Annotated in this window: 13 protein-coding genes; 6 read left to right on the top strand and 7 right to left on the bottom strand. The window is 52.3% G+C overall.

Going from position 1 to position 18,332, the window contains the following annotated elements; all coding sequences use genetic code 11:
- Window positions 1-4 precede the first annotated feature (4 nt).
- The 3 genes from SH449x_RS06140 to SH449x_RS06130 all read right to left on the bottom strand — a co-directional run bounded on the left by SH449x_RS06140 (window position 5) and on the right by SH449x_RS06130 (window position 4,584).
- The gene (locus SH449x_RS06140; protein WP_482380444.1) at window positions 5-2,722 is read right to left on the bottom strand and encodes an FtsX-like permease family protein; all 2,718 of its coding nucleotides are present in this window, start codon (window positions 2,720-2,722) and stop codon (window positions 5-7) included.
- The gene (locus tag SH449x_RS06135) at window positions 2,722-3,534 is read right to left on the bottom strand and encodes an ABC transporter ATP-binding protein (RefSeq protein WP_482380443.1); all 813 of its coding nucleotides are present in this window, start codon (window positions 3,532-3,534) and stop codon (window positions 2,722-2,724) included. Before SH449x_RS06135 ends, SH449x_RS06140 begins: the two co-directional genes overlap by 1 nt.
- A gap of 249 nt (window positions 3,535-3,783) precedes the next feature.
- On the bottom strand, window positions 3,784-4,584 hold the full coding sequence (locus tag SH449x_RS06130) for a sugar phosphate isomerase/epimerase family protein (protein WP_482380442.1): 801 nt from the start codon (window positions 4,582-4,584) through the stop codon (window positions 3,784-3,786).
- A 143-nt stretch (window positions 4,585-4,727) separates the two neighbouring features.
- Between SH449x_RS06130 and SH449x_RS06125 the strand changes: the two genes are divergently transcribed.
- Window positions 4,728-6,983: an ATP-dependent DNA helicase RecG gene (locus SH449x_RS06125; protein ID WP_482380441.1), complete on the top strand. Its 2,256-nt coding sequence runs from the start codon at window positions 4,728-4,730 to the stop codon at window positions 6,981-6,983.
- Between the two features lie 50 nt (window positions 6,984-7,033).
- Window positions 7,034-7,981 (top strand): sodium:calcium antiporter, encoded by a 948-nt coding sequence (locus tag SH449x_RS06120; RefSeq protein WP_482380440.1) that lies wholly within the window; start codon window positions 7,034-7,036, stop codon window positions 7,979-7,981.
- Here SH449x_RS06120 and SH449x_RS06115 read toward each other — a convergent pair.
- Window positions 7,931-9,823 carry an AI-2E family transporter gene (locus SH449x_RS06115; RefSeq protein WP_482380439.1) on the bottom strand — a complete coding sequence of 631 codons (1,893 nt, stop codon included), beginning with the start codon at window positions 9,821-9,823 and terminating at the stop codon, window positions 7,931-7,933. The genes SH449x_RS06120 and SH449x_RS06115 overlap by 51 nt on opposite strands.
- 177 nt (window positions 9,824-10,000) lie before the next feature.
- Here SH449x_RS06115 and SH449x_RS06110 point away from each other — a divergent pair, with 177 nt between their 5' ends.
- Complete coding sequence (locus SH449x_RS06110) at window positions 10,001-11,062, top strand: lysylphosphatidylglycerol synthase domain-containing protein (protein WP_482380438.1); 1,062 nt, start codon at window positions 10,001-10,003, stop codon at window positions 11,060-11,062.
- A gap of 194 nt (window positions 11,063-11,256) precedes the next feature.
- Here SH449x_RS06110 and tgt read toward each other — a convergent pair whose 3' ends face one another.
- The 3 genes from tgt to SH449x_RS06095 form a co-directional block, all read right to left on the bottom strand.
- Window positions 11,257-12,381 (bottom strand): tRNA guanosine(34) transglycosylase Tgt, encoded by a 1,125-nt coding sequence (tgt, locus tag SH449x_RS06105; RefSeq protein WP_482380437.1) that lies wholly within the window; start codon window positions 12,379-12,381, stop codon window positions 11,257-11,259.
- 77 nt (window positions 12,382-12,458) lie between these two features.
- A complete protein-coding gene (locus SH449x_RS06100) occupies window positions 12,459-13,619 on the bottom strand; it encodes a DUF4214 domain-containing protein (protein ID WP_482380436.1) in 1,161 nt (386 codons plus the stop codon).
- Window positions 13,620-13,656: 37 nt separating this feature from the next.
- Entirely contained in the window at window positions 13,657-14,748 is a 1,092-nt protein-coding gene (locus SH449x_RS06095) for a PstS family phosphate ABC transporter substrate-binding protein (RefSeq protein ID WP_482380435.1), read from the bottom strand.
- A gap of 749 nt (window positions 14,749-15,497) precedes the next feature.
- Between SH449x_RS06095 and SH449x_RS06090 the strand changes: the two genes are divergently transcribed.
- The 3 genes from SH449x_RS06090 to SH449x_RS06080 are packed head-to-tail and all read left to right on the top strand — an operon-like array spanning window position 15,498 to window position 18,295.
- The gene (locus SH449x_RS06090) at window positions 15,498-16,412 is read left to right on the top strand and encodes a hypothetical protein (RefSeq protein WP_482380434.1); all 915 of its coding nucleotides are present in this window, start codon (window positions 15,498-15,500) and stop codon (window positions 16,410-16,412) included.
- Window positions 16,413-16,437: 25 nt separating this feature from the next.
- Window positions 16,438-17,907: a polymorphic toxin-type HINT domain-containing protein gene (locus SH449x_RS06085; RefSeq protein ID WP_482380433.1), complete on the top strand. Its 1,470-nt coding sequence runs from the start codon at window positions 16,438-16,440 to the stop codon at window positions 17,905-17,907.
- A 16-nt stretch (window positions 17,908-17,923) separates the two neighbouring features.
- Window positions 17,924-18,295, top strand: coding sequence for a hypothetical protein (locus SH449x_RS06080; RefSeq protein WP_482380432.1), 372 nt, complete (start codon window positions 17,924-17,926; stop codon window positions 18,293-18,295).
- The last annotated feature ends 37 nt before the right edge of the window (window positions 18,296-18,332 follow it).

The following is an 18,332-nucleotide window of genomic DNA, read 5'->3' as shown; positions in this document are numbered from 1 at the left end:
GAGATCATTCATATTGCAACGCTGAGGAAACGTTAATCCGAGCCGCCCTTTCGGCAGGTAGCATCGAAGCGAGTAAAATAATCACCAACTCGAATACCACGCCCCCCACGAGCAACCATGGATAAATCTTAAACTCGATATCCCGGCCAATGACTTGATAGGAGGGAAGATTGATCAGATAAGCAATCCAAATCGCCATCAACGCTCCCGGTATTAAGCCGATTAAGCCAATGATGAGAGCTTGTGACACTATCATCTTGCGAACCTGATTGCGAGTCATCGCGACAACCCGCAACATACCTATCTCGCGAGTCTGCTCGAGAATGTTCATCGCGAGCGTGTTGACCAAGCCGAATGCGGCAATCACAAAACAGAGTGCCAATACTGCCCACAGCCCACCCGTCACCCCGTCTCGCGTCCCCTTGATGATCGCGACTAAGTCGGAATAGGACTGAAACATCAGCGCATTCTCTTCGCACAGTTGACGTAGCTTCTTTTCGAGTTGAGCGTGCTGGCTTGGATCAGCCCTGACCACTATGGCGTCCAGCCCTTGTGCATCCAGAAGTTCTTTGGCGGTCTGCTCCTCCAAATACATGGTAAGCCCACCGGCGATATACTCGTTAGTAACACCCACGATTGGGATATCCTTGACGCCAGCTAATGTTTCCAGCGGTATCGTGTCCCCTACATGGAGCCCCATTCTCTGCGATAAAACGGAGCCCAGCACCGTGCCGCCGGTCTTGATGCCCTCCAACACTGCGTCAGCTTTGCCCTCGGTGAGATCGAAAAAGTCTTGCGTTGGTGAGTTGAATTTTCTCACCACAACCAATACCGTCCGATCTCCAACCTTGGCGTTCACAAAATCCAGCGTGTCGACCAAGGAAACGCCAGGCATACCGGCGATCTGTTCGGGAAGATCCAAAGGCATGTCGGCAGTGGCCCCTGTATTCATGTCGGGCATCGCAGCCCGAATAAAAAAGTCACCGACGATGGCTCTCTGATACCACTGTTCGACATTTCCGACGTTGTCCAGGATCGTGCTCGCCAGCCCCAAGACCGTCGCAATCGCAATGAATACCGTGCCGATGGTCAGAGAACTACGCCCTCGATGTCGCAAGATCTGCTTTCGCGCGAGCATTGCCTCAACGCCAATGATCGGGGTCAGCAGCTTAGCCACAACCGCAGTTAACTCTCCAATGACCCCGGGTAGCAAAAAGACAATTCCGATAAGCATTACCAAAGCACCCGTCACGGCATGACTGTAGTCGAAAATGCCGGTAATCGATAACGCTTGTACTATAACTCCCGCGGTGATCGTCACGCTACCGAAAACGAGCCATCCGATCCGACTGGTCCCGAATTCCCCCGAAGCGACAACCCTCATCGCTTCTGCGGGAGAAAGCCTAGAAGCTCGCAAGGCGGGGAAGAAGGCCCCCAAGGTTGCGACTACTATTCCCGCGATGAATGCACCGATAAACGGCCAGATGGTGAACGGACTTTGAGGAATATTGATCTGCAACAATTGCGACGTGGATTGATTGAGAATACTCGCTCCAAAATAACCGGCAATACTGCCGAGAATCCCGCCTATCACCCCTAACCACAATCCCTCGCGAACTATCATCCAAAGCAACTGACGCTTTAATGCGCCCATAGATCTGAGAATTCCAAGCTGCCTACGTCGCTCACCGACATTCATCTGGAACGTATTGTAAATGATGAAAGCAGATATGATGAGCGAGAAAGCGATCGCTAGACGTAGCCCTGATTCGGGGGCCTTGGTTATCTCCTCCGTCAATTGACTACGGGCGGTAGGTTGACGAATCTCTAGTCGTTCAGGTGGTTTGGGAACACGAGCTACCGTTGTTCTCCGAGGCGGGGCACCTGCGTCCTCCGCAGCCAGTGCATCAGGCTCGGAATTGGCAGACTCGGAACCCGCTAATTCGGCCCCGATCCGATCTAGCTCCGCTTGAAGATCGTCGATGAGTTTTGGCAAAGGTACTTTAGGGTCGGCCACGATTTGCAATACGCCGACCTTGCCGTTGGCTCTCGACCAGCGTTGCGCGGACCGCAGTTGAACCAGGATTGGTCCGGATTGTATCGCAGCACTCGCATCTAGTGCCTTGGAGATCCCCACAACGGTAACTTCTTGCGACCGACTAAGCGTTTGGACCAAGAACTTAGAACCGACCTTGAGCCCCGCGGTCTGTGCTAGTTGTTCATCAATCACGACGGAGTCTCGATCTTCTTGTTCATAGCTAAGCTCTCGCCCGTCGACAATCTTGAAATCGCGTACCTTCCTATCGAGCTCTGGGATTACGCCGAGAATTTGAAGCCGAAAAGTCCTGTTCTGCGGTCTCTCCTTAGAAACGCCAGGGTCTCCATCCCCCTTCGATTCCTCGATGTCGCTATGAGATGACCCCGGCGGAACGGAAATCTGTACAAATCGGCGTATGATGGGGGACGCGACTTGCACCCCCTCCATTCTGGCGATCGGTTCCAATGGCTTACCGTCAAACCATCCGTCCGTGATCGACACAATTTCCAGTGCCGCATTGCCCGTCACGGTTTTGATCATCGCTTCCTGAGCTAGCCTGGCGGACTCCGTCGAGATGGATGTGGAAACGATCGCTCCGACTCCAATCACAATGCTTATCAGCGTCAGCAAACTGCGCAGCGGTCTGCTTTGGATCTCGCGACGCGAGAGTTTTGCTAGAGGCATTAGCGATTCCCCTCCGACGCAAATCTCTCAATTTGTTGCTGATGTACGGCTGGATCTTGCGGTGGAGGGGCGTAACTGGGACGAGGGAAACTCCCGGAATCGCTAACAGGAAAGTCGTGTCCGTAATCGCTTTGGTTGACGTCTCTTTCGATCATGCCATCGCGGAAAAGCAAAAGTCGAAAAGCAGAACGTGCCACCTTGGCATCATGCGTCACCATGACAATCGTATGCTTGTGATCCGCAGCCAAACTGCGCAGCAACTCGGTGACTCGCTCGCTTTGCCGAGAATCCAAATTGCCTGTCGGTTCATCTGCCAACAGTATCGCCGGTTCGATCACAATCGCGCGGGCCACCGCGACCCGCTGTTGCTCACCCCCAGAAAGGCGAGAGGGAATGTGGCTAGCTCTATGCGATAGCTCTACGCGTTCGAGTGCTCGGAGAGCACGCTCGCGGGCAACCTTGGCCGAAACCCCGTCTAACTCTAGTGGCAAAGACACGTTTTCCAGTGCCGAGAGGGTTGGTATCAAATTGAAGGCTTGAAATATAAAGCCTATTCGACGCCTGCGTAGCAATGTCCTTTGGTCATCGGTTAACTTTGCAATGTTCACGCCTTCCAACATGACATCGCCGCTAGATGGCGGCTCGATGCCGCCGACAATACTCATAAGAGTACTCTTGCCAGATCCCGAAGGCCCCATCAAGGCGACAAACTCACCGGTTTCGATCGAGAGTGTCACTCCGCGAAGAACGTCTATCGCGACATCCCCAACACCGAACTGTTTACGAAGGTCTCGCGTCTCTATAATCGGCATTTTTTTGACAGATGAGGGACAAGATGTGTGTGTGATGCCGACCCGCCACCTCTCTTCCGGGTTAGCCGCCGACCTGACCTCGCAGGCTGGACGCTCGTGCCCCGCGATCTCAACCCCCTCTAGTCTAACCGATTTCGATGAGATTCGGGAGGACCCTGGCAAACACGCCATAGTGACAGGCAGATAAATTTCTACCGCAACTCAATGAGAACGGACCTGGCTTGTCCAGGTGAAGCTCACGTGTTGCCGCTAAAGTAAACTGTCGAGCAAAAGCCTAAGCTTTCTAAGCTCCTGACGCATGTCCATATCTGCCATGGGCTCCATCTCTACACTCAGGGCTCGGTCGTAGCCGACGGTTTGCAATTGCGTAATCAGCCGCCCGTATTCGATCTCCCCTTGGCCAACTCGGACTTGCAATTTGTCCTTTTTTGAATCTCGCAAGTGAGTGTGGTAGACGTACTTGAGCAACTTTTCGTAGTTTTTGTTCCGGTGGTTGCTGCAGAGGTAATGGCTAGGGTCCAAGGTCAGTCCGAGACCGGGGACATAATCGCAAAGGGTCTTAACGGTATCGGGGTCCTCACTAAGGCAGCCAATTTGCCCCTTGATCGCAACTCTGGCCCCTCTACCCTCCGCTATGCTAACCACCTTTTGTAGATGCTCTACTTCCTGATTGAACGGAGTGCCATGCTCGCCACTCGGAATGGTAAGAGTCACGACCTTTGTCGCTTTGGCGAGATCGCAGACCTTTTCGAATCGCTCGTAATAAACGTCTCCCTCGGCTCGAATCTTGACGTCGTAACTGCAAATATCCAAGCGATGGGTGTCTCGGACAACGCGAAGCGCTTCTTCGAAATCTTCCACAATCCGAGCCGGCGGCATCTGGATTCCATGGTCGTCCAATACAATCTCCACCGCGGTAAACTCGAGATCACCAAGAATCTCAACTGCTTCCGGTAGCGGGGTTTCTGGAAAACAACCTGTCGATGCTGCTACAATCACTTGATCAATCACTCCTTTGAGTCGAAAAAACGGCAGTTGTCTATTATCCAAGGGTTTATAGAACTGACAACCACGCTTTGTATTATGTTTTTCAAAAGCTAGCCACATCGATTCCCCGAAAGACGTCTTCTAGCAGAGCGGCGAGGAACTCTGCGAAGAGATGAATTACTCCTAAAAAACTACGGAATCACGCTATGGACCCCATTGCACCGCATGTTCAGACCCCACAAAAAACAGACGACAAAGGGACGCAGAAGTCCATAGAACGCTCGACTCCCCTGCAATTTGTTCCTGGGATCGGCCCGCAAAGGGTTGAGCTCTTTCATCGCATCGGAGTCCACAAAGCCGCAGACCTTCTGTTTCTTTTCCCGAGAAACTACCAAGATGTGGCCCCCTACCAAAACATTCTGAATTTGACCGAAGGAGTTCGCGCGACCGTAGCCGGACAGATCGTCGACATGGACTCTCGCTACAGTTTCAGCGGACGCGGTAGCTTCGGAATCCTATTAGCCCTCGACGGCGGCGGATTCGTTCGATGCGTTTGGTACAACCAGATGTTTCGCCAAGAAAAATTCAAGCGAGGCATGAACGTGGTGGCAACCGGTGTCCCAAAGTCAACCGGTATCTCATTTGAAATGCGGCACCCAGAAGTGATTGTGCTCGAACCTGGTGTTGAACCTCCCCCCCAACGCCCACTCCCTATCTATCCACTCACCGAGGGCTTGCTACAAAAGCATGTCCAAACCGCTGTCAGCGCTGCGATTAACTCCCTGGCCGATTCCCTGGAAGAAGCCCTTCCTCAAAGTTTGCGGCAGCTAGCGGCCAAAAAACTTCGAGAGAATTTTTCCCCCATCCAACCGAAAACAGGCCCGTTGTTGCCAGGGCTCGAAGCTACCGTCTCCGACGCAGAAACCGAACTAATAAGCGAATCTTTACCCGCAGAGCTTCTCGGCATCCAAGACGCGATACACAAGATCCATAACCCTGAGACCTTGGCCGAGGCACACGCTGCTCGCCAAAGATTTATCTTCCAAGAATTACTGGTTTATCAAATGGCGATTGCCATGCAACGAAATCGCTTCGACTCTCACAAGTCGGCACCACGAATCGAAGCAACCCCCATCATCCATGCGAGGATTTTAAAGCGCTTTCCCTTCCAACTTACCAATGACCAGCTTAAGGCCATCGAAGATGTAAGAAATGACATGAACCGGGAGGTTCCTATGAACAGGCTCGTTCAAGGTGATGTAGGAAGCGGAAAAACAGCCATAGCGCAATATGCCATGCTGAACGCGGTCGCCAACAAATTCCAAACCGCTCTTATGGTTCCTACCGAGCTGCTCGCACGTCAACACTTCGACCGCCTTTCGCAACAACTCGCGAAAAGCCAAGTAATGGTGGAGTTGCTGGTCGGCTCTTTATCGCAACGCGAACAAAATGAACTGCAACAGCGGATCGCGATTGGTACCGTAGATATTGTCGTCGGGACGCAATCCCTTCTCAGTAACAAAATCGAGTTTCACAATCTTGGCTTGGTCGTCATTGATGAACAACACAAGTTCGGCGTCGCACAACGGGCTGCCCTCAAGGATTCGCGAATCGTACCACACTATTTAGTCCTTTCAGCGACCCCTATTCCTCGAAGCATCGCCATGACTCAGTTCGGTGATCTTGACTCGTCCGTCATCAGGGATAAGCCTCCTGGACGCGCTCCGGTGCATACTTATCTTGGGACTACCGACCAGCAAGCTAGTTGGTGGGAGTTTGTCCGAAAACAAATCGGCTCGGGGAGACAAGCTTATGTGATTCTGCCCAGGGTCGAACAGGACCTGGACTCAGACTCGCTCGGTGCCGAACAGGTTTTTCAAGAACTCTCTTCCTCCGAGTTCGCAGACTTGCGAATCGATCTATTGCACGGACGGATGGATGGGGAAGAAAAGCAACGCAAACTAAACGCCTTTCAGAACGGAGAGACTCAAGTTCTCGTTGCAACCACCGTCGTCGAGGTCGGAATCGACGTGCCGAACGCCACCGTCATGACCATTCTAGACGCCGATCGTCTCGGACTCGCACAGCTCCATCAATTGCGTGGTCGAGTTAGTCGAGGTGGTACACCAGGGTATGTTTGCGTCTTTCCAAGATCGGGCGTCGATGCAACAGAAAATGATCGCCTGAAGGTTTTCGCTTCTGTTGAAGATGGATTTCAACTAGCAGAAGCGGACCTGAAACTCCGTGGCTGGGGGGATCTTTTGGGGCTCAAGCAAGTGGGGGCGGCGTCACTCCGTATCGCCGATCTAGTTCGTGATGCCGAGGTGCTTTCGGTCGCTCGTGAAGTCGCGCGCGAGCTTGTTGCTGCAGATCCCGGCTTGAACGACCCTGTTCATGAAAAGCTAAAGAAGCAAATTCTCGGTCGGCACGGTGCGGTTGCTTCCTTGGGCGATGTCGGCTAAGACATCTTCAAAAGGTTATTGATCTACACGCTGCATCAGGAGTCTTGCGAATGTCGATAGGAGTCGCCATCCTCGTTTTTGCTGTTTCTATTATGATTCTGCTTTGGGCAGCAAAACACTTTACACAAGCAGCAGAGACCATCGGTGAGCTTCTCGGCCTATCATCCTTTGTGATCGGAGTAGTCATCGTCTCCGTTGGCACTTCGCTGCCCGAATTGGTGGCCGCTGTCGTAGCAGTGCGTGGTGGAAACTCAGAGATCGTCCCCGGCAATCTGCTCGGTTCCTCCCTCTCCAATCTGCTCTTGGTCATGGGGCTCACGTCACTTTTTTCTTCTAGGCGTATCGATCTGGGATCTCAGTACATTTATATCGACCTGAACTTCTTGATCGGCGCGGCTATCATCACTGTGACCATCATGTATGACGGTGTGATTACTTTTGGCGAGGCAGTTGTTGGACTGGTCGCATACGGCCTGTATCTCTTTTATCTGCTCAACAGCAAAGAAGCCTCCGAGGAAACCGAGTCCTTGGTACCTGCTACGAAATCCAAAGGATTCCTTAAGCCCTTTCTCATCATGGTCGCGACGGGGGCCTTGATCTACTTCAGTGCCGAAAAAACGATCGATTCCGTTGCTGAGATCGCGGATTACCTCGGAATTAACAAAGCCATCGTATCGATGACCCTGCTCGCTCTGGGAACAACGCTGCCGGAATGTATCGTAAGCGTTACCGCTGCACGACTAGGAAAGGCGCATCTGGCAGTGGGGAACGTGTTGGGTTCTTGTATCTTCAATGCGTTAGTTGTTCCGGGAGTTGCAGCGGCTGTTGGAAACGTAACGGTCCCGAGCGAGCTAATCCTCTTTTCGCTCCCATTCTACGTCGGTGTGACCATATTCTTTTACTTGATCACGCAAGATAAAAAGGTGTCTCATTTTGAAGGGGCATTGCTACTTGCTATCTACATCCTTTTTATGGGCAAGGTCAGTAACCTCATCTAAGCCCCCTACTCCCTCCATCGCAGGAGATTCACCCCCACGAAGCTTTAACTTGCGAAACTTTTCACTCAATGGGCTTGCTGCCCCCTCCCCGCCAGCTTCGGCATCCCATTTGTTGAACCGGGTCAGCTCATGTCGCAGAATACCTAACAAGGTTTGAAGAAGTACGACAACCATGGGGCCAACCAAAATTCCCACTGGCCCCAAAGTCTGAATCCCTCCGAGAACACTAAGCAATGCCAACAAGGGGTGGAGTTGACTCTGCCCGTGCAAGATGAGAATCTTGACCAGATTGTCAACGCTCCCCACCACTAAAAAGCCCCACACCGCAACGCCGATCGCCGCGTAGTAGTTCTCCTGGTATGCCGCCAAGTAGATGCATACGGGAACCCAAACAATAGCAGGACCAACGAACGGTATCAGTGCACATGTTGCGGTTACCGCCGTGAGCAGAACCAGGGAATCCAGACCGACTACGTAATAAGCAAGCCCAGCCGTTACACCTTGTGCCAAGGCTGACAGCAACGTCGCCAATACGATCGCGCGCGACACCCGATCAAACTCGGCTAACAATTCAAACTCGTATTTGTCATCTAATGGACTCAGTTCCATAATCGTTCGCATCATGGACGGCCCATCGCAGAAGAAAAAGTAGAGAGCAACTAACAGGATCGAAGAACCAATGATTAGGCGAACGAGAAAAACTGCCGAATCACCTGTAATGGAGACGATCCTGGGACTGATGTACTCTACAAAAGAGCCAGTGAGCGAGCGGATCTGCTCTTCGGACGGATTGGCAATCTCCTTTAAGACCGCAACGATTGGGCCTCCCAAAACAGTCTCTCGTGCTTGGTTCCATGCGTTGGTAGCCGACAATACTGATCGCTGAATTTGCACAATATCCAGCTCTCGTATGTTCTTCGATTCGAGAGCATCTAGGGCAGCAAATAAAACCGACCTGGATTCGTGCCACTCAACGCTCTGTTGGATGTAATTGCGACGAACGGAGTCCAATATCATCATTTCTGCCCCCGACAAACCATTGATCATTTCCGGCGATTGTGAAAGCAGGTCTGATGTAACGTCGGCTATTCCTGTGGGCACTTCATCTATGTCCGAATCGCTCTCTGCGTTAGCCTCGATGATGTCATCTCGCTCTTTCAGCTTCTCTTTAATCTGTTGAGTTTGTCGTTCAAAAAACTCTTTTAACTCCGCTCGCAAAGCTGATGGGCTAGCGCTGAGATCTTTCCCCACCTCTGTTTGCTTGCCTTTTTTCTTACCGGACTTTGCCTTTAGAATTTTTCGGGACGCGTCAGCAGATGGAATTTCTGCTAGATGAGGTGTGAGCTCTGTGTCGATAAGGCGCTTGATCTCTTTTAAATCGCTCTGAAACTTTGCCTTTTCATCGATGAGCGATTCCAAACTGGTTTGACTGGTGGCCAGGGTCTGAATTTCAGAAATCTTTTCTTGTATAGCCCGCATTTCTTCAACGTGCGGATATTCGAGATTGATCCAATCATTTCCTCGCAGTTTGTTTAGACCATACTCGATATTGCTCCAGTTGACGTTGCTAACAAATCGTACAGCCTGGACTGCGGCCAAGGACAACACCAAGCCAGCCGGCAAAAGCACGATCAACACAATCAAGCCGGTCGTGATACCTGACGCCAGATGGTCCCGTTCCCCCACTCGCGACAAAACCCATCGATGAAGTGGACGGAACACAACAACCAATACGGCAGCCAAAAATACGGGCACGAAAAAACCGATCATCACGCGGTAGAACAAAGAACCGATAACAATGATGATGGCGAGCAGGACTGCAAAGGATATATAACGCGTCATATTGGGACGGGATGCTGAGCGAAAAAAGAGTTACAGGAAAACAAGCATTCGAAGAGCCGGGCTATCCACTGATTCCCTGTTACAGGCCAGTGGGTATGGTGATCAAACACAGAATTCTATAGGATGACGTCTAACACGACTACAGCAAGCACCAATCTCCATCGAAATCACCACCCTTTGAATCAGAGCAGCTCAAACAATCAACCGGCTTCCTCCGGCGAAGCCAAGTCTTCTGACAGCCTTGCAGCGACCGGTTTGCTACCTTGGTTTCTAGCACGCTTGCAATCCCCCACTACGATGCGAATCATCAAGATTGTCATCGCAAGCCTAGTGCTGCTGTTCCTCTGCGTCACCATCTATAGGGTCGTCGGCGAACTGCGCGACCAAGAGCCACTGTTGTCCTCCATTCCCATTCGCTATCCGTTTCTGATCGCTGGCGTTTTCGCAACGGTTTTAGCCCTGATCCCCGGCGCTATAACTTGGTTAGCAGTCTTAAAAGCCTTTGGACAATCCTTCCCAATGCTCCCCGCGCTGGACGCCTACTACCTTGGGCATGCTGGCAAGTATGTTCCTGGCAAAGCCATGGTCCTAGTGCTTAGAGTCGGCAAGCTTCAACCCTACGGGGTGTCGATCAAGCCTGCGATTCTAAGCGTCTTTGTCGAGACTCTTACCGGCGTTGGCACGGCCGCAATTCTCGGCGTCTTATTTCTTTTCTTGATCGATGTTCCCAACTGGATAAAGTGGTCGATGCTGCTCGCCGCACCTGGAGCCGCAATCGTTCTCTCACCCTATTTTTTCCGACTAATCCTTTTTGCATTGGCGAAAAGCAAGATTGGGAAGATCCCCAAATCTCTCAGTTCTACGTTCACCTGGAGATTCATGCTGCGCGTCTGCGCGGGCATGGCAGCCGGATGGCTGATCCAAGGAACCGTGGGCTGGCTCATCATTCTTGGCTTGAATGATTCTCCCGATATGCTTTCTTTCCAAATTTGGGGCACTGCGGTGTCCGCTGTTTGCTTAGGTGCAGTTGCTGGTTTCTTTTCTATGCTCCCGGGTGGTGCCGTCGCTCGCGAACTTGTTGTGGCGTGGCTGTTGGCCCCGATCTTGACTCCCCCGGTCGCTTTGCTGTTCGCACTGTTCTTACGAATCGCCAATCTGACAGGTGAGGGGATTTCCATCGGATCGGTTCACCTGGCCAAGCGGTTGTTTGCTGCTCCTCCCAAATCGAAAAGAGGTTAGAGGGCGTTACGTTTCCAGCCCCAACTAGCCGGACTTGGCTCGCTAGCTTGAAACCGAACGATCCGCCGTACGCGCCAGCGGGATTTCCGCAAGGCGAGGAGGCAATTTAGCAGCCCAAAGATAATTCGGTAGTTTTTTCAACTGCCAGTGGCCTAACGGAAAACCTAAAACTCGAAACGATCTTTCTGCCCAGATCACGAGTTCCCAGACTGAAATCTGCTCCGCTTTTCCTCGAGAAATTCAGCATAACGGCCTGCCTCGATGGCTTGCCTTGCCTCTGCCATGAGCCTTTGATAGAACGTGACGTTGTGGATCGAAAGCAAAATGGGGCCAAGCATCTCTTTGGCCATAAAAAGATGCCGCAGATACGATCGCGAATGCTTACATGCGACGCACGGGCAGGTCGAGTCAATCGGTGCTGGATCTCGTTGGTGCCGACTGTTGCGTATTTTTATGTGACCATCAGGCGTAAAGGCCAAGGCGTTTCGACCGTTCCTGGTAGGCATGACACAGTCAAACATGTCGACTCCTCGGGCAATCCCCTCTACCAAGTCGATAGGGGTTCCGACCCCCATTAAGTATCGAGGCTGATCTTCAGGTAGTACCGGGCACGTGCCATCGAGTACTCGATACATCTCGGGCGGCGGTTCCCCTACACTGAGCCCCCCAATGGCATAGCCGTCAAATCCAATCGCGATGAGCGCCTCCGCACAGCGAGTCCTCAGTTCTAGGTCCAGGCCTCCTTGTACAATAGCAAACAAGGCTTGATCGGGTCTCGTCGAGGCAGACTTGCATCGCTCCGCCCACCGTATGCTGCGATCCATCGCATCGAGCACCGCTTCCCGCTCCGCCGGCAACGCGATGACATGGTCAAGCACCATTGCAACATCGCTACCTAATTCCTGCTGAATGCGAATGGAATCTTCGGGCTTTAAACGAATCGTTGCACCGTTCAAATGCGACTTAAAGGTAGCACCGTTTTCGGTTACCTTGTTCAAATCCCCCAATGAGAATATCTGAAAGCCGCCGCTGTCCGTCAGAATTGGTTTATCCCAGCCGATAAACTGATGGAGACCTCCCATCTCTGCAATCAACTCGCTTGTCGGGCGCAACGCCAAGTGATAGGTGTTGCCAAGGATCATGTCAGCCCCTGTCTCGCGCACCTGTCCAATGGTGAGCCCTTTGACTGTCCCTTGCGTCCCAACTGGCATAAACGCAGGGGTCTCAACCACACCATGCGTTAGTGCTAGCCGTCCGCGACGAGCATGGGTGCTCGGGTCTTTATGAACTAACTCAAATGGAAATCGACTTGCAGTCACGAAATTACTTTCTCAGCAACTATCCGAAAGAGACTATCCGTTCGGATAATCTATCCAGCAACCTTGAGTTCCTGACCTTACTGTCGGGACATCTCGTTGATTACCACGTCCGGGGAATTCGTCGCCCTGAGTCTCGTGAGCCAGAAACTGAGCTCGGTCTGGCTAGGATTTCTGCCCATTACATTGGTAAAGATGTGTTGGACATACATCGCATCATTTCCGAAATTAGATCGCAACTGAGGGTTTGCCAGGATTCTTTGCCTCATGCTTTGCAGCGTGTTGCCGCTCTGCAAAAACGAATCCCATGCAGTAATCTCATTCGCCATCGGTTGGCGACCGAGCAGGGATTGTAGCTCTTGGACTATGTTCGGGTTGGATGACCCAAAACTGGGGTAAGCCGCGCTAACAACCCCGCCCGCTGTCGCGGTCGAGAAATTCGATGGTTGCAGAAGAATGTCCCATCGACGATTCAAGTCGGTTGATCTCAATAGGGTAGATTGAGTGGAGTAGAGCATCTGGCCTCGTGAGGATATCGAAGCTCGCAACTCATATTGATCCAATGGGTCCAGGAATCGAGGATCGATGTTGAGCGAGTAAGCAAACGGACCTTGTCGGCTGACATTGAACATCGCCTGCCCACCCTGAACTTGAAAGAAAGGACGAGTCACATTTCGCAATTCGATAATTGCAACAGCGTCCGCAGGCAGGAAGCCGTTGTCTTGCAGGACCAAATTGCCGGAAAGTGAAGTCGCATTGGACATCATGTTGACGGAAACGTTTCGGAGCTGTCGCGTGCGATTGTCGAGAACGACCAGTGAAATCCGACCAAAGTTGTCCGCAAAAGATCTCGCCACCTCGGCTAAGTCTACCACTCGGCCATCGACAAATCCTATCCGGTTTGGGCCTGCTCCGACAATGACATCACCGGCGGATATGCCCGCTTGCTGGGCGGCGCTACCCGGCTGAACTTGGGTAACGACCGCACCGACGTCTCGATTCTCGATTACAACACCGATTCGCCAATCTTGCCGAATCCCGGTTGTCCCCATCCCGAGGCTTCCATTGCTCGGTATAGCGTTGGGGCTCCAGACACCTCCAGCGGCGGTTGGGGCAGCCGGGTTAACGCGAGGAATCGCCGATGAGAGATCGCCCAGCCACGAGTTTTGTCCGAAAATATCTGCCGCAGGGGTGAATCCAAGCATAAGGCCGATGAGTAGCGTCCACGTCTTGTTCGTCATGATGAAAGACCCTTGATTTAGATGAGACATGGTGAATTTATCGGACGCGAGGACCGCAGATGATGTCTAATTCTTGCCGCACAAAGGAAGGATCCAGTGGAAAGAACCCCTCTCGGATAGCTTCCAGTTGTCCCTCGCGGCTGAGGATGTATCTCAGAATTTCTTCTCTGAGGCCGCCATCATTTTTCATTTCCGCTCGATCAAAAACGATCACTAAGGGACGCACCAGAGGATACTGCCCCATCAGAAAGCTCTGCTCGTTGGCTGGCACGACGACGCCGTTCAAAATCAATGGTACAGCCCGAATGCCAGGCTTAATGCAACCGAATCCCGAAAGCCCCATGCCGTAAGGATCCTTAGCAATCGATTCGCAAACCGCTCCGTTCGATTCGTGGCTGCCTGCTTCCTTGGTCAAAGTGTCTCCCCGAAGAATGACGTTTTTGATGAAGGACTTGGTTCCGCTAATGTCGCTGCGACAATGAAAACGCACGGGTTTGTCCTGGAATTCACCATTGAGTCCGAGATCCGACCACTTGGCAATGTGAGGCCCCGCCTGTCCAGGGGCGCGAAGCATGGCTTCGAATTCCTCGGGGGTGACTCCTTTGATAGGATTGGACTCATGTACGTATAACGCGAGAGGGTCCAATGCGACTACGATACTGATAGGATCAACGCACTTTCCACTCTTGAGCATCGCCACTTCCGCGTCTGTCAATGGGCGACTAATTCCAACGATTCTGGTCGGATCCTTGGCCAATTCGGTTAATCCTGCGTTGGTGCCATCTACCCCACGCGTCAATACAACGTCCTTGTGAAATTGACGAAACCGATCTGCCCACGCCTTGCCTAATTGCATCATAGTCGTGGAACCATCCAGTACGATAGTTCCCTTTAACTGCTTCGCGGGGTGATACAATTCCAAGGACTCCAGCAATCGCATCAAAGCTGCTTGGGAGTTCGCGTTGTTAGGCAACGCTGTTCCATCGGTTACCAAGTCAGTGCTGGTCGACGCACTTGTCGCGGTGGCAGGAGTCGACCGCCCGCCTTGCTGATTTTGCTGAGAGAAACCCCAGGAGCCAAACGCGATCAAAATCGCAAAGGGAAATATCAAACCAAAAAATCCGTGCATGAAAGTCCTCACCGAAACCGCCTCCCTGTTTGGTATCAAAAAACCAGTCGAACCAAACGCGAACATTGCTCGCTAAAAGCTCCGACCAACAGCGACCTGAACTAAACAGAAAACAATCCCTCGTCAGTTCGGCCGAAAGAAAACCATCGCGGCCCTAGGAACACCTGCCGCATTCCCTATTTATAGCGATTTTGCCGATTCCTGCCCAGACGACTAGTAGGCTGTTCAAGTTCGGAATGCGGAGCCTTTCAAATCCTCGGAATTTCCGAGGGCACGTTTTAACAGAGAAGCCGAAGATTAATCCCCTCGGCTTTTTTCTTTGTTTTCCAAGGGTTTTGGAGTTTCTAGACCCGTCGATCGCCAAACAGAGAGCGATCTCATTTCGCCCCAAAATCGCATTTCCGCGACCGGACCTCGCAAATTCGTCTGCAACTCTCAAATTCTCTGTTTTACAGAGAAGTCTTATTTAATAGCTAGGCAGTCGCTTAGTGAGGAAGATTCGTCGTGCGAAACTTGCGTATCGCATGATTTTCCTAGGGACGGCCTCCTCGAATTGAAACCACATTCTCCTGCGAAGTTTTTAGACCACTAGAACGAGTGAGTCAGACCAAGCAACACATCCTAAGGTAGAAACCGAAGGCGGCGACTTGCAATTAAACTTGCCCTTGGACATTCGGTGTCCAAGCTCGAGAGCAGGCGAGTACGATCACCCGACAAACCACTCGAATGGATTTTCGCGAGCCTCCGCCGTGGTCACCGAGTCTGGGCACAACAACCAGTCGTCCAACTACGGCAATGGGTCATTTGTCGAGGAAAACCGTTCGAGTGCTGCCTTCACGGAAAACTATATTGAAGTCCAATCAGCTAGTGGCTTCACATGGACCAAATCTGGGGCAAACTCGGCTAGCAGTGAGCACTTGGTCGAGACGGCCAACGATGATACCTACTCCTGGAATAATCAATACACGAGCACTAACTACACGAGCTTCAATACCGGCTCCTCCTCCACGAGCACCGAGGCAAGCGACCTGTGGACAACCTGGAGCAATTCGTCTTGGGAAGAACACCACGATGGGAGCACTGATCAAAACGGAGTCTCGGGGGGTTCGCACCATTGGAGCAGCTCGTTCGCCGTCAACTATAACGTAGCCTGGGGAGAACCTTGGTACTATGGAGGCGGGTCGGGAAGTGGCTCTGGTTCTGGGTCGGGTTCTGGTTCAGGGTCAGGTGGCAGCTATAGTACCGGCGGAACACATGCCAGTGGATGGAGTTCAGGCAGCTCGGATGGTTCGAGTTGGTCTTATCCATCCTCCTCCTCGACACCTGCGAATCCTCCCAGCTCTGGAGGGGGCGGGCCATTCGGTGATGGGAAACAACGCTGGTCCGCAGGTTATACGTTGCCCACAGGGGAATCCCCTGACCTGCCGCACGCATCGGTTCCTGATGTTGGCATCCCCGACCTCGGCATCGATTCCGTTCAGGGATTGAATTCGCTGGGGCTTTCGACTTGGGCCGCCCTCTCGGCCGCCGAAACGTTCTGGGATGCCGTCGATACCGTACTAGATGTGTACGCTTGGGCAGGCGATCAGGTGAGCGAGTTGTTCAACACCGCAGCGGGCTGGATCGAGGATGCGGGGGCTTGGGCCAGTAAAGCAACCCAGTGAAGCTACGGGGTGGAGTGGCTTTGCCATGGCAGGCTCCTTTGTAGGAGGCTTGGTCAGTGGTGTTGGCGATGTCTTGGGGGCGATGGTCAATTGGCCCGGCACCCTAGGGAGCATGATCGATACGATCTCGAACATGAGCGCCAGCGACATCCTCGATGGTGTGCAAGTAGCTCTCGATGTGGTCGGGTTCATCCCCGTGGTTGGTGAGATCGCTGACGGGATCAACGGCGTGATTCACTTGGCCCGCGGGAACTATGCCGACGCAGCCTTGTCGTTCACCTCTATGATCCCGGTCGTGGGAGATGCGATCGGCAAGGGAGGCAAAGCGGCGAAGTTTCTCATCAACAAAGCCGATGACATTTTGGCTGCTGGGAAATGGGTCAAGTGCAAGGTCACCGGCACCGGTTGTTTCGTTGCAGGTACCAAGGTCTGGGTGTCGGCGACAGTGGACGCTTCGGTGGGTAGCGCTCACGCCAACCTTGCTTCGTCACCCTTCCGCGATTCCGATCCAACGAAGTTTACCGAGGTAGCACTCCTTGCAGGGACGATTGACAAGCAATCGATCGAAACGGTCGCGATCGGTTCTCGTGTGGCGGGGGAGAATCCTCGTCCGTGGGAATACGATGGTGAATTTTCGGAGCCTGATTCGGCGACTTGGTCCCTAGCTCGCTTCTCGTTGCAGAAGGAGGATGGGAGCTGGATCGATGTCGAGATGATTCGGCCTGCCGAGTACTGGGAACAGCAAGGAGCGGTTCCCGGAGAGCTGACGTACGTGGAATTCCCGGAACTCGAAGCATCGGGACTTGCCAAGGTAACGTCCATTGAGCCGTGTCCTCCCATTGCAAGCGGGACGGGACAAGTGGTTACGGCACGGATTGTCACTCGGCAAGTAGCTGAGTTGGTGGAGATCGAATTCGTTGGTGGTGAGACGCTTGCTGGTACTCCGCAGCACCCGATTTGGTCGATCGAGCGTCAGGATTGGGTGGAGCTGGGTGAGCTAGAGGTCGGTGAACATCTCTGGACCGAAGCTGGTCCGATAGAGATTTCATCGACTCGTCTCCTCAGCACAGGCGAGAGCGTTTATAATCTGGAAGTGCATGGGCACCACATCTACCAAGTCACCGAACTTGGGGTACTGGTGCATAATGCAGGGATTGGCGAATATAAAAAGGTCAAGGGTCACCACATCTACTCGAAAAAGGGCTTCGAGGGTGCCGCAGGCTATAATTTATGGAATGCGTTGTCAATCTCCGCTACCGAAATGGTGAAACGAGGTTGGAAGCACGTCAAGATGACGGCTAAACAGCGCGAACTATTCACTAGATTAGCAAAAAGTAAAGCAGCAAATTCACTGAAAGCACATACCCGCATTGCCGTACGTGCGTTGATTGCTGGAGGTGCGACTCGAGCAGAAGCTCGCTCGCTTGTAGCGCAGGCCCTCTGGAACTTAAGATCGATGGGAACGAGAGTGCCCACAAGGATTCCTTGGAATTAGTTGAGAATCACAAACCATGAAGAAGATATTGGATAAATTTGGGGAATCACTCGTTCACGAGGTTCGTGATATTTCGGTTGCTGTCGCACTTAAGTCACTTCGTGGACAGATGAAGTCTGATGAATCGAAAGAATTGCATCGAGAGCTTTCATTGATTCCCGAAAACACTCGATTGTTGATTGAGAAATACGCAACGGAGATGATTGACTCTACCATCCACAATTTCCTCGCGTTTTTCGAGGGAAGCCAGGATTTTCTATTGACGTCTAAGGAAGATGGTGACGAACTAATCGATCTTAATGAGATAAGCGATGGTTTAGCGGGAGAGTTATTTACTGAGGAAGGATGGATTGCTCGCTTTAGCGCTTTGGATTCTTTGATTGAATAGCGGTGAAATACTTCCAGAATTTGAGTCGTAGAAACGA

Source organism: Brakhagea baltica, assembly GCF_052161605.1.
Taxonomy (GTDB): Bacteria; Planctomycetota; Planctomycetia; order Pirellulales; family Pirellulaceae; genus JBKCUI01.
This window is presented reverse-complemented; position numbering and strand designations above follow the sequence as displayed.

What these genes read in the sequence shown, in the direction of transcription:
- SH449x_RS06120 (WP_482380440.1), top strand. Translation starts at nt 7,034, where the DNA reads ATGTCGATAGGAGTCGCCATCCTCGTTTTTGCTGTTTCTATTATGATT.
- SH449x_RS06125 (WP_482380441.1), top strand. Translation starts at nt 4,728, where the DNA reads ATGGACCCCATTGCACCGCATGTTCAGACCCCACAAAAAACAGACGAC.
- SH449x_RS06115 (WP_482380439.1), bottom strand. Translation starts at nt 9,823, where the DNA reads ATGACGCGTTATATATCCTTTGCAGTCCTGCTCGCCATCATCATTGTT.
- SH449x_RS06135 (WP_482380443.1), bottom strand. Translation starts at nt 3,534, where the DNA reads ATGCCGATTATAGAGACGCGAGACCTTCGTAAACAGTTCGGTGTTGGG.
- SH449x_RS06085 (WP_482380433.1), top strand. Translation starts at nt 16,438, where the DNA reads ATGGCAGGCTCCTTTGTAGGAGGCTTGGTCAGTGGTGTTGGCGATGTC.
- SH449x_RS06100 (WP_482380436.1), bottom strand. Translation starts at nt 13,619, where the DNA reads ATGACGAACAAGACGTGGACGCTACTCATCGGCCTTATGCTTGGATTC.
- SH449x_RS06095 (WP_482380435.1), bottom strand. Translation starts at nt 14,748, where the DNA reads ATGCACGGATTTTTTGGTTTGATATTTCCCTTTGCGATTTTGATCGCG.
- SH449x_RS06080 (WP_482380432.1), top strand. Translation starts at nt 17,924, where the DNA reads ATGAAGAAGATATTGGATAAATTTGGGGAATCACTCGTTCACGAGGTT.
- SH449x_RS06140 (WP_482380444.1), bottom strand. Translation starts at nt 2,722, where the DNA reads ATGCCTCTAGCAAAACTCTCGCGTCGCGAGATCCAAAGCAGACCGCTG.